Source organism: Kitasatospora sp. NPDC048296, from assembly GCF_043201815.1.
GTDB lineage: Bacteria > Actinomycetota > Actinomycetes > Streptomycetales > Streptomycetaceae > Kitasatospora.
Genome location: NZ_JBICZB010000100.1, coordinates 1 through 24,181, shown reverse-complemented (window position 1 = coordinate 24,181; position 24,181 = coordinate 1). Strand labels below are relative to the sequence as shown.

Below are 24,181 nucleotides of genomic sequence, written 5' to 3'. Positions count from 1 at the left end.
ACTCCAGAACCACTGAAGCCAGAATGATCAAGAGATCGCAGAGCGGCTCGCTTTTGATCCGCCGTCCGTGGTCCTCGATTCACCCGCCGCCGAGAATGGTGATCCCGAGGCGGTGCAGCTCCGTGACCACTGGGATCGCGTCCATCACCTCGCGGCGCGAGAAGCGGCTGACGTTGTAGACGATCAGCACCTGGAAGAGGCCGGCCCGGGCGTCGGCGAGCATCTTGTCGAAGCCCTCGCGCTCGGCGTCGGGATCCCAGCCGGAGATGCCGATGTCCTCGTAGTGGCGCCCAAAGGCGCCCCAGCGCGTGGACTCCTCCTCGTTCTTCGTTCGCTGGGTCTGCGGTGACGCCTCCGTCCGGTCCGGCTTCGCCGAGGACTGCCGGACGTAGCTCACGGCGATCTGCTCGATGGCCGCGATGAGCTCGGGGTCCACGTCGGCGGCATGCCGGGGAATGGTTCGTACAGGTGCAGACACGCGCTGGAGTCTATCGACCTGATGTGCGAATCCCGTGGGCCTCCCCGAGGGTGCTGAGCTGGGTAGCTGCCGCCGGCCTTCAGGCCGCGGCGACGAAGTTCTGTCGTGCTGATGTGTGAACACCGAAGGCGTTGCCGAGGACGACGTTGGCGGTCTTGCGACCGACCCCGGGCAGGGTCACCAGATCGTCCAGCCGGCCCGGGACCTCGCCGCCGAACTCGTCGCGCAGCGCGATCGAGAGGCCGATCAGCGACTTCGCCTTGTTCCGGAAGAAGCCGGTCGGGCGGATGATCTCCTCCAGCTCCTCCGGGTTCGCCGCCGCCATGTCCTCGGGCGTCGGGTACCTGGCGAACAGCGCCGGGGTGGTCTGGTTCACCCGCAGGTCGGTGGTCTGCGCCGACAGCACGGTGGCCACCAGCAGTTGGAACGGGCTCTCGAAGTCCAGCTCCGGATGAGCGTACGGGTACAGCTCCGCCAGCTCGCGGTTGATCCGCCGGGCCCGCCGTACCATCGCCAGCTGCGACTCCGGCTTCCTCGGCTTCACGGCGGGCTTCGAGGCCGGTTTCACGGCCGACTTCGAGGCCGGTCCTACGGCCGACTTCACGGCTGCCCGCTTCGCGGTCGGCTTCTGAGCCGCCGCCTTGGTGGGGGCCTTGGTCGCGGTCTTCCGGGCCTTGCTCTCTGCCATGCACGAAGGCTACGCCGAGCGGCGCACCGCTTGGGGCCGATCATGCAACGGAAACCGCCCTGCCGGGGACGCCGTTCTCCGGTGACAGCGGTTCGGCCGGGACGGAGATCGGATGGTCAGGCCCCTGTCAGCCGAGGACACGGCCGTCGTGCGGCCGGGGCCGCTCGCCCCGGGCCGGCGCGTCCGGGGTGGTCACCGGAGGGCGCGGCCGATGGTGCCCTCAAGGGTGTTGAGCAGCCCGGCCAGCGCCTCGGCGAGGCGGTCCTGTTCCTCGGGGGTGAGACCGGAGAGCAGCGCGCGGTCGTACGCGACGAGTTCCTGGATCAGGCCGTCGACCAGCTCCCGCCCGGCGTCGGTGAGCGAGAGGTGGGCGACCCGACGGTCGCGGTCGTCGGGGCGGCGACTGACCAGAGCGCGTTCCTCCAGCAGCCGCAGGCGCTTGGTCACGGCGGCGCCGGAGGCGAAGCTCTCGCGGGCCAGCTGGGTGGGGGTCAGCTCGCGCTCGACCCGGCGCAGGGCGCCGAGGATGTCGAACTCGGCGCGGGTGAGGCCGGCCCGGGTGAGCGGGTCGGGGGTCTGCTGGAGCAGCGCGGCGCAGCGGTTGATCCGGCCGAGGACGGCGATCGGGCCGGTGTCCAGGCCCGGGTAGGCGCGCTCCCACTGGCGCAGCACACCTGCGACGACGTCCTCCACGTGCGCTGCTCCCGTTCCGCGACCGACCCGTTCGTTCGATCCTAGACGGCGCGCACTCCGGCGCCCCGGCGCTCCAGCAGGGCCGCCAGCAGGTGGTGGGCGTGCCGCTCGGTGTCGGCGGCGCGCTGGTGCGGGAGGGCCGGTCGGCGCCACTCTCCGGTCGCGGTGTCGGCGGCCTCGCGCAGTTCCAGCAGGGCGGTGGCCAGCCCGGTCCGGGCGGTCACGGCCTCGGAGCCGGCCGCCGCGACGGCGGACCGGGCCTCGCGGGTGGCGGTCTCGGCCCCGGCCAGGGCGCGGGAGAGCCGGGCGGCGGTACGGCGGTTGGTGACCAGCAGGCAGGCGGCGAGCCCGGTGAGCGCGCCGACGCAGGTGTCCAGCCAGCGGTCGGCGACCAGGGTCCGGGCGGGTTGCAGGCCGGCGAACTCGGTCATCAGCAGTGCCATCGCGGTGACGAAGACGGTGGCCAGCCAGTAGCTGCGGGCGATCGTGGCCTCTGCGCCGAACTGGCAGATCAGCCCGAGCACGATGAGCGCCACGGGGCCGGAGTGGGCGAGCGGCAGCGCGGCGGTGAACAGCGCCAGGCCGAGCAGATTGCCGAGCACCCGCTGCAGCGCGCGCTGCCAGGAGAGCGTGCTGTTGGCCTGGAACACCGAGGCCGCGGTGACCACCGCCCAGTACGGGCGGCCGACGCCGAGCGCCAGCGAGAGCCAGCCGGCGGCGGCGCAGCCGACCGCGACCCGCAGGCCGATCGGCAGCAGCACCGAGCCGGGCCGCAGCGAGGCACGCGGCGAGGGCCGGGGGCCGGGCCGGCGGGCGCGCAGGTCGGCGGCCTCCGCCTCGGTGAGGTCCAGCAGCGGCAGGGCGCGGCCGCGCCGCAGGTCCCGGGCCCAGGCGGCGTACCGCTCCGCGGCCGCCGGCCCGGCGGGTGCGGCGAGGGCCGCCTCGGCGTGGACGAGCAGCCGCTCGGGCGCGTCCCCGAGGGCGCGCCGCCGGGCCGGGGAGGAGAGCGCGAAGCTGTGCCGGGCCGCGTCGACCGCGCCGACCAGGGCGGTACGGGCGGCGGCGTCCGGCGCGCCGGGCGCGGTGCGCAGCAGTCGGGCGGCGGCTTCCAGCGCGCGGGCGGTGGCGATCCGCTCCGGGCCGTACGGGCGCAGCGTCGCGGGGGCCATGCAGACCAGCCAGGCCAGTGCGGCACCGAGCACGGTGAGCGCCAGGTGCGGTGCGAGGTCGGGGAGCCGCTGGGGAACGAAGGCGCAGCTGGCGGTGGTGAAGGTGATGATCAGGCTGCCGGGCGGGCCGATCCGGGCGGCGTCGCAGAGCAGCTTGTGCAGCGCGGCGAGCGCGGCCGCCACCGCGACCAGCACGACGGCGTCGCGGGTGAGCGCGGCGGCGGTGAGGGCGGCGCCGGTGCTGAGGACGGTACCGAGCAGCACGGCGGCCAGCGTCCGGGCCCGGGCGCGGTAGGGCAGGCCGTGCCCGTACAGCGCGCCGAGGCCGCCGGCCGAGGTGTAGAGCGCGAGGTCGAGCCGGCCGAGGGCGAACAGGGTGAGGTTGAGGGTGCCGAGGGTCACCACGGCGCTGAGTGCGGGCTTGTGCCAGCCGTCTCCGGGCGGACCGACCCGGAGAGCCTTTCGGAACTGGGCGGTTGTGGCCATGCAAAAAAGATTAGCAGGTAATTTACCCATGAAACATATCCCCGCGAGGAGGCACCCGCGCCCCCGGCTCAGAACTCGTCGAAAAATTTTCCGACGAGAGCGATGAGTTCTGCGGCGAGCCCCGGTCTACCCCTGTGACCGACTCGCTCGACAGAAGGAACACCCCATGAACACCGTGGTCTCCACCGACGGCACCACCCTCGCCTGCACCGTCACCGGCTCCGGCCCGGCCGTCGTCCTGGTGGACGGGGCGATCGGCCACCGCGGCTTCGACCCGGGCGTCGCGGTCGCCGAGCAGCTCTCGGCCCACCACACCGTGTGGGCCTACGACCGGCGCGGCCGCGGCGGCAGCGGGGACACCGCGCCGTTCGCCGTGGAGCGCGAGATCGAGGACCTGGCGGCGGTCATCGCGGCCGCCGGAGGGTCGGCCCGCGTCTTCGGCATCTCCTCGGGCGCCGCACTCGCGCTGCGGGCCGCCGCCGCGGGCGTCGGCATGACCCGACTGGCCGTCTACGAGCCGCCCTTCAGCACCGAGGAGGGGCAGAGCGAGCGCTTCATCGGGTACGTCACCGAGCTGGAGGCGGTGCTCGCCGAGGGGCGGCGCGGGGACGCCGTCGCGGCCTTCATGACCTTCGTCGGGATGCCCGGGGAGATGGTGGACGGGATGCGCTCCGCCCCGGTGTGGCCGGTGTTCGAGGCGGTCGCACCGACCCTGGCGTACGACGCGGCGGCGCTCGGCGCGCGGACCGGCGCGACCGTCCCGGTCGACCTCCTGGCCGGGATCACCGTGCCGACCCTGGTCCTGGACGGCGGCGCCAGCCCGGAACTGCTGCGGGCGCCCTCCCGCGCGGTGGCGGCGGCCGTGCCGGGCGCCGAGTACCGGACGCTGGCCGACCAGACCCACGAGGTGGCGGCCGAGGCGCTGGTGCCGGAGCTGCTGAAGTTCTACGCCTGAGGCCTGGAGCCGGGCGGCCCGGGGGAGCCGGGGGACCGAAGAGCCCGGGAGTCCGTGAACCCCCGTTCACATCCGCGTCCTAGTCTTCTCGCGATCTGATCATCTGCGAGCGAGGGAGCAACGAGGAAGCATGGAGCAGAATTTCACGGACTTTCAGGACATCCCCACCACCACCCTGGCCGATGTCCTGGGCCGCGCCCAGGTGATGGACATCGGCCTGCGCCCGCTGTGGGCGGGCATGCCCCGGGTGGCCGGACCGGCCTTCACGGTGCAGTGCCCGCCCGGCGACAACCTGATGCTGCACGCGGCGATCTACCGGGCCGAGCCCGGCTCGGTGATCGTGGTGGAGTCCGGTGACCTGGACTACGCGCTGGCCGGCGGCAACGTCTGCGCCGTGGCGCAGCGTCGGGGCGTCGCCGCCTTCGTGGCCGACGGCCTGATCCGCGACCTCGGCGAGGTGCGGGAGCTGGGCTTCCCGGTGGTCGCCCGGGGCGTCATCCCGATCCCCGGGTCGAAGAAGCGGCTGGGCACCCACGGCGCCCCGGCGCGCTGCGGCGGGGTGCTGGTGGCGCCAGGCGACATCGTGGTGGCCGACGAGGAGGGCGTCGTGGTGGTGCCCGCCGCCGACCGGGCGAAGGTCCTGGACGCGGCCCGGACCAAGCTGGCCAAGGAGGCCGCCGAGACCCTGGACGGCTGGGAGGCCGCCCACCGCGCGCGGATCGACCGGAGCCTCGCCGAACTGGGCTTCACCGGCTGATCCTGCAGCCGGTACGGCCCCACCGGGCACCGGCCCGATCGGCCCCAGCCTCACCAGGCACCGGCCCGGTCAGTACAGCCCGTTCAGCTCGCCGAAGCCGAGCGCCCCGTCGAGCTCCGTCAGCGTCCCGGCGCCGAGCAGCTCGACGGCGGCGCGGCGGGCCGCCGTGTACGCGAGCTGGGCGAGGCCGGTGCCGACGCTGATTCGCCGCACCCCCGTGGCGGCGAGTTCGGCGACGGTCGGCCCGCCCGCGACGGCCATCGCGTTCACCCGCAGCGGGGTGCGCTTGCACAGCTCGGCGAGGGCATCGAGGTCCAGCAGCCCGGGGACGAACAGGCCGTCCGCGCCCGCCTCGGCGTAAGCCTCGGCCCGGACCAGCACGTCGTCCAGCCCGCCCAGCCCGAACAGGAACACGTCGGTGCGGGCGTTGACCAGCAGCTCGGGCAGTCCGGCGGCGGCCGCCGCCGTGCGGGCGGCGCGCAGCCGTTCGGCCTGCTCGGCCACCGGGAACAGCGGCCCGCCGCCGGCCGTCGAGTCCTCCAGGTTGACCCCGGCCGCGCCCACGGCGACCAGCTCGGTCACGGTGGCGGCCACATCGGCGGGCAGCGGCCCGTATCCGCCCTCGGCGTCGACGGTGACCGGCAGGTCCACTGCCGCGACGACCCGCCGGGCCGCCTCGACCGCCGTCGCCCGGTCCATCCGCTGGCCGTCGCCGTGCCCGAGCGACCAGGAGACGCCGCCGCTGGTGGTGGCGATCGCCCGGGCGCCGGCCGAGGCGATCACCGCCGCGCTGCCGGCGTCCCAGGCGTTGGGCAGGACGAGCACGCCCTCCTCGACGAGCCCGCGCAGTCGCAGCGCCCGCTCGCGGGCCTCGGCGGTGGTGGACGTGCGCCCGGTGGTGCTGGCCATGGGTGTACCGGCTTTCGTACGGATCGGTGGGGACGCAGGAATCCTGCGCCCGGGCCGGGCGGGCCACCAGTGTTTAAGCTGGGGCCGAATCTTCCGAAGGGGGCCGCGGATGCGGACGGAACTCCACTTCTCCGCGCAGGACTTGGCGCTGACCCGGTTCGCCGTCAGCCCGATGCAGGAGGTGGTGACCAGCCTGCGCGCCCTCGCGCACTCCCCCGCCCCCGCGCTGCACCGCCGCTGGGCCGGGCAGGTGCGCGAGCGGCTCGCCGACGCCGGGCCGGACCGCGGCCGGCTGGCCGCGATGGTCCCGCCCGACGGCCACCTGCCCGACTTCCTCAACCCCGCCCCGGCGGGCTTCTCCCCCACGCTCGCCGAGGAACTGGCCGCGGTCACCGCGACCGGCGCCGGACAGGTCCGGGCCGACCTCGACATCGTGGCCGCCGAGGCGGGCGGCCGGCTGCCGGCAGCCCTGGAGCCGCTGTACCGCGACCCGGCGGCCCAGCTGCCCCGGCTGGCCGCCGAGATCGAGGCGTACTGGGAGCTGGCGCTCGCCCCGTACTGGGCCCGGATCCGCGCGCTGCTCGCGGCGGACGTCTTCCACCGCTCCCGGCAGGCCGCCGAGCACGGCACCGCCCGGATGCTGGACGAGCTGCACGGGACGGTCCGCTGGGACGGCACCGCGCTACGGCTGGAGCGCCGGCACTGCGCGGTCACCCGGCTGAACGCGGGGGCCGGACTGCTGCTCCTGCCCTCGGCCTTCGCCTGGCCCCGGGTGCTCACCCGGGTGCTGCCGCCGGACCCGCCTCAGCTGATCTACCCGGCGCGCGGCACGGCGACCCTGTGGGAGGACCGCCCGGGCACCGCCGCGCGCACCGACGCGCTGGCCGCCGTACTCGGCCGCTCCCGGGCCCGGCTGCTGGCCGAGCTGGACTCCCCCGCCTCGACCACCGAGCTGGCCCGCCGCACCGGGCTGTCCCCGGCCGCCGTCTCCCAGCACCTCACCGCCCTGCGTACGGCCGGCCTGACCAGCGCGCACCGGGCCGGGCACACCGTCCTCTCCGCCCGTACGGCGGTGGGCGACTCCCTGTTCGATCCGGACGGCCAGGCGTTCGACAGACCGACGGTCGCCGGGCGCCCCGCCCGATGACCCGCCGGTACGAATGGCCCCGCACCGCACCCCCGGACACACCCCCTCCTCATATGATCGGAGCGACATGCGCCATGCTTGGTGATGCAGAACACTGAACGGAACTTGCGCCGGACGGCCCACCCGCCGCACGGCCGAGAAGGAGGAAGCACGTGGACGACGTTCTGCGGCGCGCCGCACTCTTCGCGGCACTCGACGACGAACAGGCCGGCGAGCTGCGCGCTTCCATGACCGAGGTCACCCTCGCCCGTGGGGAGTCGCTGTTCCACGAGGGCGACCCGGGCGACCGGCTGTACGTCGTCGCCGAGGGCAAGATCAAGCTGCACCGTGCCTCGCCGGACGGCCGCGAGAACATGCTCGCCGTGCTCGGCCCCAGCGAGATGATCGGCGAGCTGTCGCTGTTCGACCCGGGCCCGCGCACCGCCACCGCCAGCGCGCTGACCGAGGTCAAGCTGCTGGGCCTGGGCCACGGCGACCTGCAGCCCTGGCTGCACGCCCGCCCCGAGGTCTCCATCGCGCTGCTGCGGGCCATCGCCCGCCGACTGCGCCGGACCAACGACGTGATGTCCGACCTGGTCTTCTCCGACGTGCCCGGCCGCGTCGCCAAGGCCCTGCTGGACCTGTCCCGCCGCTTCGGCGTGCAGTCCGAGGAGGGCATCCACGTCGCCCACGACCTCACCCAGGAGGAGCTGGCCCAGCTGGTCGGCGCCTCCCGCGAGACGGTCAACAAGGCGCTCGCCGACTTCGCCGGCCGCGGCTGGCTGAAGCTGGAGGCGCGCGCGGTGGTCCTGCTGGACGTCGAGCGGCTGTCGCGCCGCTCGCGCTGACACCGTACGAACGCTGAAGGGCCGGTCCGGGCGGACCGGCCCTTCGCCGTTCGCGGGCCTCGGCCCCGCTCGTTCGCGGGTCAGCCCTGATCGGGGATGAGCCCGTGCTCCTCCAGGTACTCCAGCTGGGCCCGCACCGAGAGCTCGGCGGCCGGCCAGAGCGCCCGGTCGACGTCGGCGTAGACCCGGGCGACCACGTCGACCGCCGTCCGGCAGCCCGCCTCGACCGCGGTCTCCACCTGGGCGAGCCGGGTGGCCCGGTGGGCCAGGTAGTAGTCGACGGCGCCGAGCGCGTCCGCGAGCACCGGGCCGTGGCCGGGCAGCACGGTCCGCACACCGTGGTGGGAGGCCATCGTGTGCAGGTGGCGCAGCGAGTCCAGGTAGTCGCCGAGCCGGCCGTCGGGGTGGGCGACCATCGTGGTGCCACGGCCGAGCACGGTGTCGCCGGTGAGGATCGCGCCGTCGTCCGGCAGGTGGAAGGTCAGCGAGTCCGAGGTGTGGCCGGGAGTGGCGACCACCCGCAGGTCGAGGCCGCCGACGTCCAGGCGTTGACCTCCCACCAGGCCCTCGGAGCCCAGCCGGTGCGCCGGGTCCAGGGCCCGCACCTCGCTGCCGGTCAGCTCGGCGAAGCGGACCGCGCCCTCGGAGTGGTCGGCGTGGCCGTGGGTGAGCAGGGTGAGCGCGATCCGCTGGCCCCGCTCCTCGGCGAGCTCGACCACCCGGCGCAGGTGGCCCTCGTGCAGCGGGCCCGGGTCGATCACCACCGCGAGGTCCGAACCGGGCTCGGAGAGCAGCCAGGTGTTGGTGCCGTCCAGCGTCATCGGCGACGGGTTCGGCGCCAGCACGCACAGCGCCCGAGGGGTGGCCTCACCGCCGATCGCGGCGGCGGGGTCACCCGGCAGGAGTCCGCTCATGCGCACCTCTCAACAGTTCGCTCGCTCCGCTTGCTCAACGGCCGCCCTCGCCGTCGCGATGCAGGGCTCGCAGCGGCAGGGCCCGGACGAGGGCGCGCTGGGCGACCTCGACGAACGGGACCTGGTTGTCGCAGCCGGGGGAACGGGGGATCAGTCGGCGGGCGGGCAGCTCGGGGGCCGTCCGGCGAGCCACGTCGTTGTGGTTCATCGGGTGTCGGTCCTTTCTGGTCGGCATCTCTCGGTGCGGTCGGGAGTCCCCCTGTGAGGGCTCCTCGGGTGAGGGCTCCTCGGCTCAGGAATCCTCGGGGAACTCCCCGTCGATGGTCAGTTCGTCATACCCGGGCCAGCGGACCGTCATCCGGTCTCCCCGGACCTCGGCCCGGCCCAGCACCGGCTCCAGCACCCGGTCGGCGGCCGCGGTCACCGCGTCGGCGGCGGTCCGGACCGGCGACAGCTCGCGCAGCACCGTCACGGTCGGTGGCAGCATGCCGAACCGGCCGTCCTGGTGGCCCTTGACCGCCTCGGCCGGCGTCAGCCAGGCGACCCGGTCGGCCTCGCCGACCTCCAGGGCCGCGCGCTGGCCGGGTGGCAGGGCGGCGACGAAGAACCAGGTGTCGTAGCGCCGCTCCTCGAACTCCGGGGTGATCCAGCGGGCCCAGCCGCCCAGCAGATCGCTGCGCAGCACCAGGCCGTGGTCACGGAGGAACTCGGCGAAGGACAGCTCGTGCGCCTCCAGCGCGGCCCGCTCGGCGGACCAGTCGCGCGGCTCGGCGACGCTGTCGGCGTCCGGGCCGGCCAGCAGCACGCCGGCCTCCTCGAAGGTCTCGCGCACCGCCGCGCAGACCACCGCCCGCGCCGTCCGGGTGTCCACCCCGAGCCGGTGCGCCCACTCCTCGGGCGTCGGCCCCGCCCAGCCCGTCTCGACCTCGGCGTCCCGCGGGTCCACGCCGCCGCCCGGGTAGGCGTACATCCCGGCCGCGAAGGCCATCGAGGTGCGGCGGCGCAGCAGGTAGGCCTCCGGCCCGGCGGCGGAGTCGCGCAGCAGCACGACCGTCGCGGCGGGCCTGGGCACCGGCGGGGTCAGTTCGCCGGAGTCGACCGCCCGGATCCGGGCGGGCCAGCCGGGCGGCATCGGGAGCGTCGTTGCTCGATGGTCCATGCCCGGATGCTAAGCGCACGAAGGCGGGGTTGGACAGGCCCGACCCCGCCTTCGCGATCACACTCAGCTGGTCTTGACGCGCACCTGGAGCTCGACCTCGACCGGGGCGTCCAGCGGCAGCACCGCGACGCCGACCGCGCTGCGGGCGTGCACACCGGCGTTGCCCAGCACCTGGCCGAGCAGCTCGCTGGCGCCGTTGACCACGGCGGGCTGGCCGGTGAAGTCGGGGGCGGAGGCGACGAAGCCGACGACCTTCACGACCCGCTCGATCCGGTCCAGGTCGCCGATCACCGACTTGACGGCGGCCAGGGCGTTCAGCGCGCAGATCTGCGCGAGCTCCTTGGCCTCCTCCGGGGACACCTCGGCGCCGACCTTGCCGGTGCTCGGCAGCTTGCCGCCGACGACCGGCAGCTGGCCGGAGGTGAACACGAACTCGCCCGACAGCAGGGCCGGCACGTACGCGGCGACCGGAGCGGCCACCGGCGGCAGGGTCAGACCCAGCTCGGCGAGCTTCTCCTCGACCTTGCTCATGCGTTCTTCTCCCGCTTGAAGTAGGCCACCAGCTGCTCCGGGTTGGGGCCGGGCACGACCTGGACGAGCTCCCAGCCGTCCTCGCCGAAGTTGTCCAGGATCTGCTTCGTGGCGTGCACGAGCAGGGGTGCCGTCATGTATTCCCACTTGGTCATGGCCAGACTCTAGACGAGCCGCCCCGGCGATCGCCGCCGCACCGGGCCCGTCTCGTGGGCCGGGTCGGATCAGGTCGCGGCGTTGGGGTGCGTGCATCGCACGGCGGAGGAGGCGGGCAGCTCCGGGCCGAAGGCCGGAGGCGGAGCCACTGCGGTGGGGGCACCTCCCCGCCGAAGGCTGGGGGAGCGCCGCGAGCCCGGGCAGGCCCGCGAGACAGGCCCGGTCGGGCGGCGTGTGAGGTGGGGCACAAAGGGGGCACGATTCGGTCCCGGCACCCCAGGTGCTCCGGGTATCGGGCGCGCTCCCTGGTTACTCTCGCGAGAGGGCACCCTCGTGAGGGGCGCCTCTGTCGGTAGGGGCACCCTCGTCTCAGGGGCATCCTCGGCGGAGGGGACGCCCGTAGGACGGAGACGGACGGAGACGGAGCGTGGCACGCACCCCCGGCCAGGCGGCCCGGCGCGACCCCGACTGGGAAGGTGTCCGGCTGCACGTGGTCAGCGGCAAGGGCGGCACCGGGAAGACCACGCTGGCCGCCGCGCTGGCGCTGGCGCTGGCCGCCGACGGCGGGCGGGTGCTGCTGATCGAGGTCGAGGGACGACAGAGCATCGCCGAGCAGTTCGGCATCGCCGCCCTGCCGTACGAGGAGCGCCGGATCGCCTCGGTCGCCCGCCCCCAGCTCGGGCTGCCCGCCGGGGAGGGCGCGCCCGGAGAGGTCTTCGCGCTGGCCATCGACACCGAGCAGGCGCTGCTCGAGTACCTGGAGATGTTCTACAAGCTCGGCCGGGCCGGAAAGGCGCTGCAGAAGGTCGGCTTCGTCGACTTCGCCACCACCATCGCCCCCGGCGTACGGGACGTGCTGCTCACCGGCAAGGCCTGCGAGGCGGCCCGCCGCAAGGGCCCGGACGGTCGGCGCCGGTACGACGCGGTGGTCATGGACGCCCCGCCGACCGGGCGGATCACCCGGTTCCTGAACGTCAACTCCGAGGTCGCCGGGCTGGCCCGGATCGGCCCGATACACACCCAGGCGCAGGCCGTGATGCGGGTGCTGAAGTCGCCGGAGACCGCGGTGCACCTGGTCACCCTGCTGGAGGAGATGCCGGTGCAGGAGACCGTCGACGGCATCGCGGAGCTGCGCGAGGCGAAGCTCCCGGTGGGCGGGGTGATGGTCAACATGGTCCGGCCGCCGGTGCTGGACGCGGCGGCGGTGGCCGCGGTGGACGGGGACCACCGCGAAGAGGTGGCGCTGGCCCTCGGCGAGGCCGGGCTGGGCGGCCGCTCCCGCAAGCCGGAGACCGTCCGGGCCGCGGTGGAGCCGCTGCTCGACCCGCTGTTGGAGCAGGCCAGGGAGCACGCCGAGCGGGTCGAGCTGGAGCGCGAGCAGCGCGCCGACCTGCAGCAGCTGCGACTCCCGACGTACGAACTCCCGCTGCTCGGCGAGGGCGTGGACCTCGGCGGGCTGTACCGGCTGGCGGGCGAACTGAAGCGGCAGGGGGCGGCATGAGCGAGCGAAGCGAGCGGACCATCGAGCGGTGCGGCATGTGCGGCATGTGCGAAGGGCCTGCCGAGCGTAGCGAGGCAGGCGCATGAGCAACGGGGTACGGAGCACCGGAAGGCGGCTCGCGGTGGACGAGCTGATCGACGACCCGAAGACGAGGATCATCGTCTGCTGCGGCTCCGGCGGCGTCGGCAAGACCACCACCGCCGCGGCGATCGGCCTGCGGGCCGCCGAGCGCGGCCGCAAGGTCGTGGTGCTGACCATCGACCCGGCCCGGCGGCTGGCCCAGTCGATGGGCCTGAGCGAGCTCGACAACACCCCGCGGGTGGTCAAGGGCGTCACCGCGATGGAGGGGGCGCCGCTCTGCGGGTCGGACGAGGGTGGTGGCGGGCGACGGGCGGGAGAGCTCCAGGCCATGATGCTCGACATGAAGCGGACCTTCGACGAGGTCGTGCTGGCCCACGCCGAACCCGAACGGGCCCGGGCGATCATGGAGAACCCCTTCTACCAGTCCCTGTCGGCCGGCTTCGCGGGCACGCAGGAGTACATGGCGATGGAGAAGCTCGGGCAGCTGCGCGCCGCCGAGGAGTGGGACCTGATCGTCGTGGACACCCCGCCGTCCCGCTCGGCGCTGGACTTCCTGGACGCGCCCAACCGGCTCGGGTCCTTCCTGGACGGACGGGTGATCCGGATCCTGACCGCGCCGGCCAAGGTCGGCGGCCGCAGCGCGATGAGGTTCCTCAACGCCGGAATGGGCCTGCTCACCGGGACCCTGGGCAAGATCTTCGGCGCCCAGCTGCTCACTGACGTGCAGACCTTCGTCAGCGCGATGGACTCGATGTTCGGCGGCTTCCGCGAGCGCGCCGACCGCACCTACCAGCTGCTCAAGGCGCCGGGCACGGCGTTCCTGGTGGTGGCCGCGCCGGAGCGGGACGCGCTGCGCGAGGCGGCGTACTTCGTGGACCGGCTCGCCGCGGACCGGATGCCGCTGGCCGGGCTGGTGCTCAACCGGGTGCACAGCACGGGGGCGCCGCAGCTCACCGCGGAGCGGGCGCTGGCGGCCGCCGAGGCCCTGGAGGAGAACGGCTCGGAGCACTCCTCGCCCGACGCGGAACTGCTCGCGGCCGGGTTGCTGCGGCTGCACGCCGAGCGGATGCAGATCATGGGGCGGGAGCGCCGCACCCGCGACCGCTTCGTGTCGGTGTACCCGGACGTGCCGATCGTGGAGGTGCCGGCGCTGCCGGGTGACGTGCACGACCTGGACGGACTGCGGGCCATCGGGGACCGGCTGAGCGGCGCGGCGTAGTCACCCCGGGGGGTGCCCGGCGCGGTCCGACCCGACTGCCGCCGGGCTCAGCCCGCCTGGGCGTAGTCCGTCAGTATCACGCCGGTCGCGAGGGACTCCTCGTACTCGGTGCGGGCCGTCTCCAGCAGCTTCCGCCACGAGATGACCGTCGGACGACGGCGCAGCAGCGCCCGCCGCTCGCGCTCCGTCATCCCGCCCCACACACCGAACTCCACCCGGTTGTCCAGCGCGTCCGCGAGGCATTCCGTACGGACGGGGCAACCGCTGCACACCGCCTTCGCGCGGTTCTGTGCCGCCCCCTGGACGAACAGTTCGTCCGGATCACTCGTGCGGCAGGCGGCCTGCGCACTCCAGTCGTCAACCCAGCCCATCCCGGCGCCGTCCTCTCCCGTATTCGAGGCTCCCCCACGGCGGCAACGGCATATTCACCGTTGCCAGTTGAGGACGTTACGGAAGAACGACAGCTTGCAACAGCCCCTTCGGGCTCAATCTCGAATGACCCGATTGGACTATGGGTATCGGTCAGCTCACTCGTTGGAGTGACCGCAGGTCGCAAGCCTTGCCAAGTTCAATGCCCGCACTCTCGCCACAGGCATCGTCACGGAGCGCCACCATTCACTGGAACACAGCAGGCCCCAGCCGCCTCAAAATCCGGACGAGACCGGGTAATTCGGGCAAGTCTCCCCACTCACAAGAGTGAAGGGTGCTGACGCACCGAAGCTGTCGCAAGCTTGTGACAAGCCTAGGCGAACACCTGCCCCTATGGGTGGGATTCGGGGACGTAGGGTTCTCCTCATGGCACCGAAGCGCCCACAGGCACCCCAGCCCCCAGGCAACACCGGAGCTCCGCGCCGCAAGCGCAGCGGATCACCGTTGGACCACGTCGGCAACGGCGTGAAGTTCCTGGGCGTCAGCGTGCTCTCCGGAGTCCTGCTGGCAGGCCTCGCCCTGCCCGCCGTCGGCGCCATCGGGCTGACCGCCAAGGACACGGCGGAGAGCTTCCAGAACATCCCTGACGACTTCAAGACCCCGCCGCTGACCCAGGCGACGCAGATCTTCGACGCCAAGGGCGGCCTGATCGCCAAGGTCTACGAGCGCGACCGCACCGTCCTCACCGCCGACCAGATGTCGCCGTTCATGCGGCATGCCCAGGTCGACATCGAGGACGCCCGGTTCTACGAGCACGGCGCCGTCGACCTCAAGGGCGTCCTGCGCGCGGTCGGCAAGAACGCGGAGAGCGGCACCGCCGCCCAGGGCGCCTCCACGCTGACCCAGCAGTACGTGAAGAACGTCAACGTGGAGAAGGCCGGCGACGACCAGGCGGCCGTCCTGGAGGCTCAGCGCAAGACCCTGGGCCGCAAGATCCAGGAGCTCAAGGTCGCGATCAAGCTGGAGGAGGACCTGACCAAGGATCAGATCCTCACCAACTACCTCAACATCACCTTCTACGGCCACCAGGCCTACGGGGTCGAGGCCGCGTCCCAGCGCTACTTCAGCAAGAGCAACAAGGACCTGACCATCGCCGAGGCCGCCACCCTCGCCGGCCTGGTCCAGAACCCGTCGCAGTACGACCCGGTGCGCTACCCCGACAACGCGGTCAAGCGCCGCAACGTCGTCATCGACAAGATGGTGGAGAACAAGCACATCACCGCCGACCAGGCGAAGGAGGCGAAGGCCGCCCCGCTGGGCCTGAAGTACAAGGACCCGCAGAACGGCTGCATCACCGCCCAGGCCGGCATGGGCTTCTTCTGCGACTACGTGCGCCACGTGGTCAAGCAGGACCCGGCCTTCGGCAAGAACGCCGACGACCGCAAGAAGCTCTGGGACACCGGCGGTCTCAACATCTACACCACGCTGGACCCGGACAAGCAGGCCGCCGCCCAGAACGCCGTCACCAAGAACGTCAACGTGACCGACCCGGTGTCGGCCGCGGCGACCATGATGGAGCCCGGCACCGGCAAGATCCTGGCGATGGCCCAGACCCGCCCGTACGGCCTGGACCCGAACAAGAACCAGACCGTCGTCAACCTCAACGTCGACGCGGCGATGGGCGGCGGCAACGGCTTCCAGACCGGTTCGACCTTCAAGCCGATCCTCGCCGCGGCGGCGCTGGAGTCGGGCATGTCGAACACCCAGGCGTTCCCCTCCCAGAACAAGATCGAGTACCCGCAGATGACCACCTGCTCGGGTACCTGGAAGAACACCGACAAGCCCAAGGCCACGGTGAAGAACGAGCAGGACAGCGAGGTCGGCCCGTACCAGCTCAAGGAGGCCATGGCCCGCTCGGTCAACACCTACTTCGTCCAGATGGAGCAGCAGGTCGGCCTCTGCGCGATGAAGCAGATGGCGAACAAGCTGGGCATCACCCAGTCCGCCAAGGGCGACCAGTTCCAGGAGGTGCCCTCGATGGTCCTGGGCACCTTGGAGCTCTCCCCGCTGACCATGGCGAACGTCTACGCGACCTTCGCCGCCCGCGGCAAGTACTGCACCCCGATCGCGATCAACAAGATCACCACGGTGGACGGCAAGGACATCAAGGTCCCGCAGTCCCAGTGCACCCAGGCGTTCTCCGAGCAGACCGCGGACTCGCTCAACACCGTCCTGCTCAACGTGACCGAGAAGGGCACCGCGGCCGCCCTCGGCCTGGACGACGGCCGCAAGATCGCCGGTAAGACCGGTACCACCGACGAGAAGAGGGCCGCCTGGTTCGACGGCTACACGCCGTCGCTGGCCACCGCGGTCTGGCTCGGCGGCCCCGCCGGCGGCGTCAAGATGAAGAACATCAACATCGGCGGCAAGCACTTCGACGACGTGTTCGGCGCCACCGGCCCCGGCCCGATCTGGCAGATGGCGATGAACCAGGCGCTCAAGGGCACCCCGCTGGAGCCGATCCAGACCACCGACATCCCGGACCCCCAGCCGGCCGCGCCCCCGGCGAACGCCACCCCGCCGGCCGACCCCAACGCCCAGCCGCAGCAGCCGCAGCCGCAGCCGCCGGCCGGCAACCCGCCGCCGCCTCCGGCCAACCCGAACCCCGGTGGGGTGATAGGGGGAGGGTTCAACCTCCCGCCCGGCCTCATCGGCGGCGGCAACGGGAACGGGAACGGCGGCAAGCACGGCGGCGGCAACGGCTGACGGGCCGTCCGCGTGACCGCGCGGTGACGTGACCGCACAACGGTGAAGGGGCGCCCTCCGGTAATCCGGGGGGCGCCCCTTCGGCGTGTGTTCCGGGGCCGTTACGGCCGGCTCGTTCCGGGTCCCGCTACGGCTCAGGCCAGGGCGGCCTTCACGGCGGCGGCGACCCGGCCGCCCTCGGCGAGGCCGTCGACCTTCGGCTTGACCAGCTTCATCACGGCACCCATCGCCTGCGGGCCGCTCGCCCCGCTCTCGGCCACGGCGGCGGCCACGATCGCGGCCAGCTCCTCGTCGGAGAGCTGCTTGGGCAGGTACCCGGCCAGCACCTCGCCCTCGGCACGCTCGCGCTCGGCCTGCTCGGCCCGATCACCCTTGTCGAAGGCCTCGGCCGCCTCCCGGCGCTTCTTCGCCTCGCGGGTGATCACCTTCAGCACCTCGGCATCCGACAGCTCGCGCTTCTCCTTGCCCGCCACCTCCTCGGCGGTGACGGCGGCCAGCGTGAGCCGGATGGTGGACGAGCGCAGCTCGTCCCGGTTCCTGATGGCAGCCGTGAGGTCCTCCTGCAGCTGCTCCTTGAGCGTGGTCATGGGCACGAGTCTCCCACCTGCGGCGTTCGGTCGCTTGCCATTAACCGGGCCCGACGTCGGGCCGGGGTCGGATCGACGTCGGGCCGGGGTCGGATCGACGTCGGGCCGGGGTCGGATCGGTTCCCGTCCGGAGTCCCGGTACGCTCTGTAACCGTTTATCCTGGTTACATGACCGATGGAGAGCGGGAGCCGGCGACCGGCCTGGTCCTCACCACCCCCGGCGGCAGCCGCTTCCTCTTCGACCCCGGCGCCCTCTGCCTCGAACTGCTCCCCACCGGCGGTCCCGGCGACTACGCCCGGTACGAGGTGCTGCACCAGCCCTCCGACCTCGCCGACTGGCTCCCGCAGTCGCGGCTGCGGCTGCCCGCCGAGACCGTACGGATCTCCGCCGACCAGCTCACCGCCGCCCGCACCCTCCGTGACGCCCTCTGGCGGCTGGCCACGGCCCGCGCCCACGGCGACGAGGCCGCCGTCGAGGACCTGGCCGTACTCAACCGGGCCGCCGCCCACCCACCGCTCGTCCCGCAGATCGCCCCGGACGGCACCGCGGCCGCCCCGCTGCCCGCCGACGGGGCGCAGTTGGTCTCCACCCTCGCCCGGGACGCGATCGCCCTGCTCACCGGGCCGTACGCGGACCGGATCCGCGAGTGCGGGGCGCACAACTGCCAGCTGCTGTTCGTCGACACCTCGCGGCCCGGGCGGCGGCGCTGGTGCTCGATGGAGCGGTGCGGCAACCGCAGCAAGGTCCGGGCCCTGCGCGCCCGGCGGGAGGCCGAGGAACCGGCTCCCGTTCCGGGCGTGGTTCCATCCCCAGGGTTGTCCACCGGGCCCGTTCCCGTACCCGGCCACCGGACGTTCACCAGCTGATCCGCCGTCTGAGAGCATGGGCTGATGCGACCGCTGTACTCCGTTCCGCTCGGCGTTGCCGCCGCCGGCGCCGCCTGCCTCGCCTACTCCGTCGGGTACGAGGTACGTGCCTTCCGGCTCCGCCGGGTCGAGGTCCCCGTCCTGCCCCACGGCGCCAAGCCCATCCGGGTCCTGCAGGTGTCCGACATCCACATGGTGAGCGGGCAGGGCAAGAAGCAGCGCTGGCTGAAGAGCCTGGCCGGCCTGCGCCCCGACCTGGTGGTCAACACCGGCGACAACCTCTCCGACCCGCTCGGCGTCCCGGCCACCCTCGACGCACTCGGGCCGCTCATGGAGTTCCCCGGCGTCTACGTCTTCGGGTCCAACGACTACTACGGCCCGGCCCGCAAGAACCCGGCCCGCTACCTCCAGGCCATGCGCAGCGGCGCCCACGGCATGAACAACCCCGACGGAACCGCCCGCCGCGGTATCACGGGCGCCGTCCACAACCCGTGGGAGAAGCTCCGCGACGGCTTCGACGCGGCCGGCTGGCTCGACCTCACCAACACCCGCGGCCGCCTAACCGTCGGCGGCCTCGACCTGGAGTTCACCGGCCTCGACGACCCGCACATCCGTCGCGACCGCTACTCCGAGGTCGCCGGCGGCCCCTCCGCCGACGCCGACCTCTCCCTCGCCGTCGTCCACGCGCCCTACCTGCGCGTCCTCGACGCCTTCACCGCCGACCGCTACCCACTGATCCTGGCCGGCCACACCCACGGGGGCCAGCTCTGCATCCCCTTCTACGGCGCCCTGGTCACCAACTGCGACCTCGACACCCGCCGGGTCAAGGGACTCTCCACCCACCAGGCCGGCGGCCACCGCTCCTACCTCCACGTCTCGGCCGGCTGCGGCACCAACCGCTACACCCCGGTCCGCTTCGCCTGCCCGCCCGAGGCCACCCTCCTCACCCTCACCCCGGCCCCCCGCTGACCAGCACCGGACGCCCGCACGAAACCGGATTTCGTGTCTCGGCGAGCGTCCGGTAGAGTTCTACTCGTCGCGAAGGAGACGGAGCGACAAACCGCAGGACCGGGGTGTGGCGCAGCTTGGTAGCGCGCTTCGTTCGGGACGAAGAGGCCGTGGGTTCAAATCCCGCCACCCCGACCCAGTCCAGAGGGCCCATCGGAGAGATCCGATGGGCCCTCTGGCGTTTCTGCCAGCACGAAAGTACAGCAACCGCCCTGGCCCTCCCCTACCGCCGGCAACGCTTGCTGAGGAAGCGTCGGCGGGCCTGACCCCTTCCACCAGCACTGCCATGTGATCTGAGACACGGTTCGACCAGGATCCGGTCCGCCGATCGCCTGCGGATGCGGACACCAAGGACAGCCGAGTCGGACGGTGCGGGCAGCGAGGATCGCCAGGCAGCCTGCGGGCCGCGACGAGGGCGCGCAGGCCCAGCCCGGCGGCGGGATTCACCGGTGCCGGTCCAGATGGGCGTCGGCGCCGTGTCCGTCGGCGCCGGCCTGTGGCTGCGCGAGCCGACCCGCGTCTGCGTCCGGACCAGCTGCCACCACCAGGCCCGGGTCCGGCTCGCCCCCCTGGAGCACACGACGAGGGCCTCGGCCCGCTGCCGCCCACCGGCACGCACGCCAGCTGGCCGACCGCCGCCACCGAGTTCGTGTGCGGAGCGGCCCGCTCCACCCACAGTCGTGCCAGCCGTCGGCATCCTCGGTCGCGTCCGGATCTCCCAGGCGCCGCAGGCCGCGGGTGGGGTTACTGGTCTGAATGTTGAACTGGCTGCGATCCAGGAAGTTCGTTCACCTGCCCTCGGGCAGGGAGAGCCGCACAATGCCCCGGTTCTCGATCTCGCGGCCTTCCGGTGCGGAGCCGGGCGGCGGCGACGATCGTCCATCGGCGATCAGGCCCTGACCGGCGTGGTCATCCCGGCGCGAGCCCCATGCCAGCCCCGCAACACGCTTCTTCAGGACGAAGACCTCTCATTGCGTTAGGGGTTCTGAGCCCCGGGTATTTTCTTGATATTCCGTCAACGGCACGGAGTCGCCACATCTCCACAATACCGGTGGCACGCACGGAAGTTCGACAAAAGAAGAGATTCTCTTCGAACTGTTGTGTCCGTTCACGCAATACTCCAAACGCGAGAAGGGAATGACTATGGGCAGCATCTGGGACTACTACAACGCCCCGCCTCGGGCCAACCCGGAGCTCGGCCTCAGCGAGCAGGAGGTGCTCGCTGAACTCGCCGAGCAGCAGGAGAGCGACGAGCAGCCGAGCTGACGCCGTCTCGTGCTCCGCTGCGTGAGAACGGTCGCTGCGTGGCCCTCCCCACGGCATACGGCGACCGTTTCCTGCCGTTGCCGATCCGCTCGTGGAAGGTACTGATCACGATGTCCCCATCCGTCTCTTCAAGCCCTCCGACGGAGCTACCGCAGCACGGCGAGCGCGGCGCCCTGTTGGAGGACGCCTGGCGGCATGGAACGGCCGCGGCCTGCGAGCTGGGTCTGACCTCCTCCTTCGCCGCCGTGCCCGCCGACGCACCCGGGGCGTGGTGCTGCACCCTGTACCGGGACGGCCGGGAGGTGCCCGGCGGACGCGGCTCCGGCAAGGGGCCGGAGCCGGCCGCCCGCGTGGGGGCGCTGTTCGAGGCCCTGGAGCACCACTTCACCGCTGCCCTGCCCCCGGCGAGCGAGGTGTTCCTCCACGGCGCCCATGAGATCGCCACCGGTCCGCTGGGTTGCGAGGCGGTGTCGTCCCTGCTCGCCGAAGGCCCGGACCAGCCGATGGCCTGCCTGCTCTACCAGAGCCTGACCGGCGACGAGGACCTCGCCGTCCCGCTGTTCTGGAACACCCCCGACTACCTCGCCGACCAGTGCCAGGCACGCGTCGACTACGGCGACACCTACCCCTATCACTCGGTGTGCCGGTACGCGATGAACAACGGCTGGGCCGCGGGCACCACGCCCACCGAGGCCCTGGTCCACGCCGTCAACGAGATCATCGAACGGGACGCCATGTCCCTCCTGCTCATCGACCAGTTCATCACCCGCACCCCCGACACGCTGCGCGTGCTGGCCCCCGACACCCTCCCCGCCGGGCTGCGGACCCGCCACGAGGCGGCCGAGGACCGCGTGGGAGGACCGGTATCGCTGCTCGAAGCCACCACAGACCTGGGCATCCCGGTCTACTGGGCCTACACCCCCGCTCCGCCCGGAACACCGGCGCGCATCCGAGGCGCGGGCGCCTCCCTGTCTCCTCACTACGCTGTCGAACGAGCGTTGAGCGAGCTTGTCCAGACCCACAGCGCGGCCACCGCCATGCCCGGTGCCGCCACACCCCTCCAGGGGCACACCCGGCGCCACCCGGCGCTGTACCGCTGTCATCTGGCCGACTTCTCCACCGCTCTGCCCCGTGCCGCCACGGTCCCCTTCACCGACCGCCCCGCCCCGGCAACCCCGAAAGCCCACCTGAACGTCCTGCTCCAAACCCTGTCCCGCCGAGGCTTCACGGCCTACACTCGCCACCGCTACGTCAGCGAACACCTGGCCGTCGTCAACGTCGTCGTTCCCGGCCTCGAACGCTTCGTGCTCGTTACCGACGACCAGATCGTCCTGCCAGGACAACGCGGCCTGGCCCGCCATCGACAGGCGCAGACCGCAGTGGCGCCGAGGTAGCCGCCTCCCGCCACCATCCACAGACCACGGCCCGAACGACCCACGATCGGTACACCCCCGGGAACAGCACTCGCGCGACTGGAGCTGGTGACCTTGCCGAAGCAGCTGCCGTTCGACCGGCCCGGTCCGATGAGGGTGGCGCCGGAGTTCCGCGAGCTCCAGGTGTCCGGCGGGATCGCGAGGGTACGTACGTTCGCCGGGCATCCCGCCTGGCTGGTGACGCGGCGCGACGATGTGGTCCGCATGCTGTCGGACGACCGGTTCGGCCGGGTCCATCCCGACCCCCTCTCGGCTCCTGTCCTGTCCGCGACCGGACAGTTCTACGGGCCACAAGGCACCGACCACGAGCGACTGGAGGCTGAGTTCCGCATCCTGCGGCACGTCACGGCCAACTCCCTGTCCGTGCGCCGGGTCCGGCAGCTGAGGCCTCGGATCGAGGCCCTCGTAGGACGTCGGCTCGACCAACTGGCCGCGGCCGGTGCTCCGGCGGACCTGCACGCCCTGCTCGCCGAGCCGCTGCCCGTCGAAGTGGTCTGCGAACTGCTCGGTGTGCCGTTCGCCGACCGCGCGGACTTCCAGGTCTGGACCGCGGACGTCGTCTACCTGTCCGAGCCCGCGCGCGTCGGCGAGGCGCTGGTCCACCTGAACGACTACATGCGCGCACTGATGGCCCGAAAACGTGCCGAGCCCGCCAAGGACGCGCTCACCGATATGGTCCGCGCCCAGGCCGACGGACTCATTAGCGAGGACCTCGCGGTGCTGTGGTCGGTCGCGCTGCTCTTCGCTGGCCACGTCACCACGGTGACCCGAATCGGAACCGGGGTGCAGTACCTGCTCGCCCACCCCGAGCAGCGCCGGGCGATGCTGAGCAGCCCAAAACTGCTCGCGGCAACGGTGGAGGAACTCCTGAGGGTGAGCCAGCCGGACCTGGGCCTGGTGTGGCGCTGGGCCGTCACCGACGTCGACACCGGGGACGGCCGGATCAACGCCGGCGACCTGGTCCTGTTCGCCAACGGCCCGGCCTGCCTCGACCCGACCACCTACCCCGAACCCGACCGCTTCGACATCCACCGTGCCCAGAACCAGCACACCGCCTTCGGCGCCGGACCCCACCTCTGCGTCGGCGCCACCCTCGCTCGACTGGAACTCCAGGTCGTCTTCGACATGCTGTTTCGCCGCTTCCCCGGACTGCGCCTGGCCATACCGGAGGCGGACCTGCGCTGGCGGGACAGCCAGCTGACCGGAGGCCTGCTCGCGCTGCCGGTCACCTGGTGACGCCTCCGGCCGGCGGTGGGGCGGTCCGGTGACCAGCGGTCCGCCCCTACGTGCTGCTCCGCTCAGTACCGGACGAGCCGTGCCGCAGTCGGTAGCGTCTACCGTCACGAGTGCAAACGCTCGCTGTAGTCAGGCCATCTGGGCGGCGAAACTGCGTGTCTAACTGCGCTACAACGGGTGCGCACTTCGGCGGACGGCCGCGGACGGTCGGGGACCGTTCAGGCAGGTCAGCGATGCGACTTACCCAAGCCGGGTAGGTGTCCGAGTTGCTTCGGGACGAAGAGGCCGTGGGTTCAAATCCCGCCACCCCGACCCAGTAAGACCAGCTCAGGGCCGGTCTCCCGCAAGGGAGACCGGCCCTGACTGATTTTTCGACGCCCTTGGGGGCCGCTGGGGAGTGAGCTGGGAGTGGATCATGGAAGGCCACTCCGGCGCGACTCCTACTGACTCCCTCTCAGCAAGGCGTCGAGCACAGCTACGGGTGAGCGGGGACACATCCGCCGACGGGCGGCGAGCGCCTCCTCCCAGATCCGAGTCAGACCCTCCATGAGTTCGTCGCGCATCTCCTGGGTGACGTGGGAGTAGCGGGCCCCGACAGAGCCGTCGAGGTGGCCCATCCGCTCGTCGGTCAGCACCTTCGGTGTCTTCAGCCAGTCCAGCATCACCTTGTGCGCGTGGCGCTCGCCGTGCGGCGTGAGCCCCTGCGCGATCGGCAGCCAGCAGGCCTCCGCCCGTGCCGCCGCGCCACGTCCCCGGGCAGGGATCCCGGGCCAGGGCTCGGCCAGCACCGGGACCGGGTGCGCCGGCTGCGGGGACTTCTTGGGGTACCACCCCGTCGCCGCGGGCTGGAACAGCCACTGCGCGAAGCCGCTCCGGCGCCAGTGTGAAGTTCCCCCCTGATCTTGGACAGCGGTTGCTTACGCTGCGGGGGTGAAGTCGCGCTGCAGTCTGGCTCGGGTTTCGAGTGGGGTGAGGTACC

General features: G+C 72.4%; 23 protein-coding genes, 1 tRNA gene and 2 pseudogenes. 13 read left to right on the top strand and 13 right to left on the bottom strand.

Features of this window, described 5'->3' with window-relative positions; all coding sequences use genetic code 11:
* Window positions 1-79: 79 nt before the first annotated feature.
* The 4 genes and pseudogenes from ACGF12_RS35035 to ACGF12_RS35020 form a co-directional block, all read right to left on the bottom strand.
* A complete protein-coding gene (locus ACGF12_RS35035) occupies window positions 80-478 on the bottom strand; it encodes a recombinase family protein (RefSeq protein ID WP_393039457.1) in 399 nt (132 codons plus the stop codon).
* A gap of 118 nt (window positions 479-596) precedes the next feature.
* A pseudogene (nth, locus tag ACGF12_RS35030) lies at window positions 597-1,166 on the bottom strand (endonuclease III domain-containing protein); the annotation flags it as partial.
* Between the two features lie 192 nt (window positions 1,167-1,358).
* On the bottom strand, window positions 1,359-1,859 hold the full coding sequence (locus ACGF12_RS35025; protein ID WP_393039455.1) for a MarR family winged helix-turn-helix transcriptional regulator: 501 nt from the start codon (window positions 1,857-1,859) through the stop codon (window positions 1,359-1,361).
* Between the two features lie 41 nt (window positions 1,860-1,900).
* Window positions 1,901-3,514 carry an FUSC family protein gene (locus tag ACGF12_RS35020; RefSeq protein ID WP_393039452.1) on the bottom strand — a complete coding sequence of 538 codons (1,614 nt, stop codon included), beginning with the start codon at window positions 3,512-3,514 and terminating at the stop codon, window positions 1,901-1,903.
* Between the two features lie 166 nt (window positions 3,515-3,680).
* Here ACGF12_RS35020 and ACGF12_RS35015 point away from each other — a divergent pair, with 166 nt between their 5' ends.
* Both ACGF12_RS35015 and ACGF12_RS35010 read left to right on the top strand, forming a co-directional pair.
* Window positions 3,681-4,469: an alpha/beta fold hydrolase gene (locus tag ACGF12_RS35015; protein ID WP_393039449.1), complete on the top strand. Its 789-nt coding sequence runs from the start codon at window positions 3,681-3,683 to the stop codon at window positions 4,467-4,469.
* Window positions 4,470-4,599: 130 nt separating this feature from the next.
* Entirely contained in the window at window positions 4,600-5,226 is a 627-nt protein-coding gene (locus ACGF12_RS35010) for an RraA family protein (protein ID WP_393039446.1), read from the top strand.
* A 69-nt stretch (window positions 5,227-5,295) separates the two neighbouring features.
* Here the strand turns inward: ACGF12_RS35010 and ACGF12_RS35005 are convergent, their stop codons facing one another.
* Entirely contained in the window at window positions 5,296-6,135 is an 840-nt protein-coding gene (locus tag ACGF12_RS35005; RefSeq protein WP_393039443.1) for an isocitrate lyase/phosphoenolpyruvate mutase family protein, read from the bottom strand.
* Between the two features lie 109 nt (window positions 6,136-6,244).
* Here ACGF12_RS35005 and ACGF12_RS35000 point away from each other — a divergent pair, with 109 nt between their 5' ends.
* Together ACGF12_RS35000 and ACGF12_RS34995 are read left to right on the top strand one after the other, a co-directional pair.
* Window positions 6,245-7,282 carry a winged helix-turn-helix domain-containing protein gene (locus ACGF12_RS35000; RefSeq protein ID WP_393039440.1) on the top strand — a complete coding sequence of 346 codons (1,038 nt, stop codon included), beginning with the start codon at window positions 6,245-6,247 and terminating at the stop codon, window positions 7,280-7,282.
* 152 nt (window positions 7,283-7,434) lie between these two features.
* Window positions 7,435-8,109: a Crp/Fnr family transcriptional regulator gene (locus ACGF12_RS34995; protein ID WP_380608697.1), complete on the top strand. Its 675-nt coding sequence runs from the start codon at window positions 7,435-7,437 to the stop codon at window positions 8,107-8,109.
* An 80-nt stretch (window positions 8,110-8,189) separates the two neighbouring features.
* Here ACGF12_RS34995 and ACGF12_RS34990 read toward each other — a convergent pair whose 3' ends face one another.
* From ACGF12_RS34990 to ACGF12_RS34970, 5 genes are all read right to left on the bottom strand, one after another.
* Window positions 8,190-9,023 (bottom strand): MBL fold metallo-hydrolase, encoded by an 834-nt coding sequence (locus tag ACGF12_RS34990; protein WP_393039436.1) that lies wholly within the window; start codon window positions 9,021-9,023, stop codon window positions 8,190-8,192.
* A gap of 34 nt (window positions 9,024-9,057) precedes the next feature.
* Window positions 9,058-9,231, bottom strand: coding sequence for a hypothetical protein (locus tag ACGF12_RS34985; RefSeq protein ID WP_393039433.1), 174 nt, complete (start codon window positions 9,229-9,231; stop codon window positions 9,058-9,060).
* A gap of 84 nt (window positions 9,232-9,315) precedes the next feature.
* Window positions 9,316-10,182 carry an NUDIX hydrolase gene (locus ACGF12_RS34980; protein WP_393039430.1) on the bottom strand — a complete coding sequence of 289 codons (867 nt, stop codon included), beginning with the start codon at window positions 10,180-10,182 and terminating at the stop codon, window positions 9,316-9,318.
* Window positions 10,183-10,245: 63 nt separating this feature from the next.
* Window positions 10,246-10,713, bottom strand: coding sequence for a RidA family protein (locus ACGF12_RS34975; RefSeq protein WP_393039427.1), 468 nt, complete (start codon window positions 10,711-10,713; stop codon window positions 10,246-10,248).
* A complete protein-coding gene (locus ACGF12_RS34970) occupies window positions 10,710-10,868 on the bottom strand; it encodes a DUF4177 domain-containing protein (protein ID WP_094743074.1) in 159 nt (52 codons plus the stop codon). The genes ACGF12_RS34975 and ACGF12_RS34970 overlap by 4 nt, the downstream gene beginning before the upstream one ends.
* Window positions 10,869-11,296: 428 nt before the next feature.
* Between ACGF12_RS34970 and ACGF12_RS34965 the strand changes: the two genes are divergently transcribed.
* Together ACGF12_RS34965 and ACGF12_RS34960 are read left to right on the top strand one after the other, a co-directional pair.
* Window positions 11,297-12,370 carry an ArsA-related P-loop ATPase gene (locus ACGF12_RS34965; RefSeq protein WP_393039424.1) on the top strand — a complete coding sequence of 358 codons (1,074 nt, stop codon included), beginning with the start codon at window positions 11,297-11,299 and terminating at the stop codon, window positions 12,368-12,370.
* 82 nt (window positions 12,371-12,452) lie between these two features.
* Entirely contained in the window at window positions 12,453-13,670 is a 1,218-nt protein-coding gene (locus ACGF12_RS34960) for an ArsA family ATPase (RefSeq protein WP_393039422.1), read from the top strand.
* A 47-nt stretch (window positions 13,671-13,717) separates the two neighbouring features.
* On the opposite strand, the gene ACGF12_RS34955 is transcribed toward ACGF12_RS34960, so the two are convergent.
* The gene (locus ACGF12_RS34955) at window positions 13,718-14,041 is read right to left on the bottom strand and encodes a WhiB family transcriptional regulator (RefSeq protein ID WP_195911063.1); all 324 of its coding nucleotides are present in this window, start codon (window positions 14,039-14,041) and stop codon (window positions 13,718-13,720) included.
* Between the two features lie 424 nt (window positions 14,042-14,465).
* Between ACGF12_RS34955 and ACGF12_RS34950 the strand changes: the two genes are divergently transcribed.
* On the top strand, window positions 14,466-16,805 hold the full coding sequence (locus ACGF12_RS34950; protein ID WP_393039419.1) for a transglycosylase domain-containing protein: 2,340 nt from the start codon (window positions 14,466-14,468) through the stop codon (window positions 16,803-16,805).
* 134 nt (window positions 16,806-16,939) lie between these two features.
* Here ACGF12_RS34950 and ACGF12_RS34945 read toward each other — a convergent pair whose 3' ends face one another.
* Entirely contained in the window at window positions 16,940-17,392 is a 453-nt protein-coding gene (locus ACGF12_RS34945; protein ID WP_393039416.1) for a GatB/YqeY domain-containing protein, read from the bottom strand.
* A gap of 168 nt (window positions 17,393-17,560) precedes the next feature.
* Here ACGF12_RS34945 and ACGF12_RS34940 point away from each other — a divergent pair, with 168 nt between their 5' ends.
* The 6 genes from ACGF12_RS34940 (at window position 17,561) to ACGF12_RS34915 (ending at window position 23,202) form a co-directional block, all read left to right on the top strand.
* Entirely contained in the window at window positions 17,561-18,259 is a 699-nt protein-coding gene (locus ACGF12_RS34940) for a CGNR zinc finger domain-containing protein (protein ID WP_393039413.1), read from the top strand.
* Between the two features lie 24 nt (window positions 18,260-18,283).
* On the top strand, window positions 18,284-19,228 hold the full coding sequence (locus ACGF12_RS34935; protein WP_380608707.1) for a metallophosphoesterase: 945 nt from the start codon (window positions 18,284-18,286) through the stop codon (window positions 19,226-19,228).
* Window positions 19,229-19,328: 100 nt separating this feature from the next.
* Window positions 19,329-19,402, top strand: a tRNA-Pro gene (locus tag ACGF12_RS34930).
* A gap of 1,008 nt (window positions 19,403-20,410) precedes the next feature.
* Complete coding sequence (locus ACGF12_RS34925; protein WP_393039409.1) at window positions 20,411-20,533, top strand: hypothetical protein; 123 nt, start codon at window positions 20,411-20,413, stop codon at window positions 20,531-20,533.
* A gap of 110 nt (window positions 20,534-20,643) precedes the next feature.
* A complete protein-coding gene (locus tag ACGF12_RS34920; protein ID WP_393039406.1) occupies window positions 20,644-21,927 on the top strand; it encodes a YcaO-like family protein in 1,284 nt (427 codons plus the stop codon).
* Window positions 21,928-22,014: 87 nt separating this feature from the next.
* Window positions 22,015-23,202: a cytochrome P450 gene (locus tag ACGF12_RS34915; RefSeq protein WP_393039403.1), complete on the top strand. Its 1,188-nt coding sequence runs from the start codon at window positions 22,015-22,017 to the stop codon at window positions 23,200-23,202.
* A gap of 440 nt (window positions 23,203-23,642) precedes the next feature.
* On the opposite strand, the pseudogene ACGF12_RS34910 reads toward ACGF12_RS34915, so the two are convergent.
* Window positions 23,643-24,089: pseudogene (locus ACGF12_RS34910) on the bottom strand (LacI family transcriptional regulator); the annotation flags it as partial.
* Window positions 24,090-24,181 lie beyond the last annotated feature (92 nt).

Excerpts from the sequence above, each read along its gene's own strand:
- ACGF12_RS35020 (WP_393039452.1), bottom strand. The coding sequence starts at position 3,514 with ATGGCCACAACCGCCCAGTTCCGAAAGGCTCTCCGGGTCGGTCCGCCC.
- ACGF12_RS35015 (WP_393039449.1), top strand. The coding sequence starts at position 3,681 with ATGAACACCGTGGTCTCCACCGACGGCACCACCCTCGCCTGCACCGTC.
- ACGF12_RS35010 (WP_393039446.1), top strand. The coding sequence starts at position 4,600 with ATGGAGCAGAATTTCACGGACTTTCAGGACATCCCCACCACCACCCTG.
- ACGF12_RS35005 (WP_393039443.1), bottom strand. The coding sequence starts at position 6,135 with ATGGCCAGCACCACCGGGCGCACGTCCACCACCGCCGAGGCCCGCGAG.
- ACGF12_RS35000 (WP_393039440.1), top strand. The coding sequence starts at position 6,245 with ATGCGGACGGAACTCCACTTCTCCGCGCAGGACTTGGCGCTGACCCGG.
- ACGF12_RS34990 (WP_393039436.1), bottom strand. The coding sequence starts at position 9,023 with ATGAGCGGACTCCTGCCGGGTGACCCCGCCGCCGCGATCGGCGGTGAG.
- ACGF12_RS34985 (WP_393039433.1), bottom strand. The coding sequence starts at position 9,231 with ATGAACCACAACGACGTGGCTCGCCGGACGGCCCCCGAGCTGCCCGCC.
- ACGF12_RS34980 (WP_393039430.1), bottom strand. The coding sequence starts at position 10,182 with ATGGACCATCGAGCAACGACGCTCCCGATGCCGCCCGGCTGGCCCGCC.
- ACGF12_RS34975 (WP_393039427.1), bottom strand. The coding sequence starts at position 10,713 with ATGAGCAAGGTCGAGGAGAAGCTCGCCGAGCTGGGTCTGACCCTGCCG.
- ACGF12_RS34970 (WP_094743074.1), bottom strand. The coding sequence starts at position 10,868 with ATGACCAAGTGGGAATACATGACGGCACCCCTGCTCGTGCACGCCACG.
- ACGF12_RS34960 (WP_393039422.1), top strand. The coding sequence starts at position 12,453 with ATGAGCAACGGGGTACGGAGCACCGGAAGGCGGCTCGCGGTGGACGAG.
- ACGF12_RS34955 (WP_195911063.1), bottom strand. The coding sequence starts at position 14,041 with ATGGGCTGGGTTGACGACTGGAGTGCGCAGGCCGCCTGCCGCACGAGT.
- ACGF12_RS34950 (WP_393039419.1), top strand. The coding sequence starts at position 14,466 with ATGGCACCGAAGCGCCCACAGGCACCCCAGCCCCCAGGCAACACCGGA.
- ACGF12_RS34945 (WP_393039416.1), bottom strand. The coding sequence starts at position 17,392 with ATGACCACGCTCAAGGAGCAGCTGCAGGAGGACCTCACGGCTGCCATC.
- ACGF12_RS34940 (WP_393039413.1), top strand. The coding sequence starts at position 17,561 with ATGACCGATGGAGAGCGGGAGCCGGCGACCGGCCTGGTCCTCACCACC.
- ACGF12_RS34935 (WP_380608707.1), top strand. The coding sequence starts at position 18,284 with ATGCGACCGCTGTACTCCGTTCCGCTCGGCGTTGCCGCCGCCGGCGCC.
- ACGF12_RS34925 (WP_393039409.1), top strand. The coding sequence starts at position 20,411 with ATGGGCAGCATCTGGGACTACTACAACGCCCCGCCTCGGGCCAACCCG.
- ACGF12_RS34920 (WP_393039406.1), top strand. The coding sequence starts at position 20,644 with ATGTCCCCATCCGTCTCTTCAAGCCCTCCGACGGAGCTACCGCAGCAC.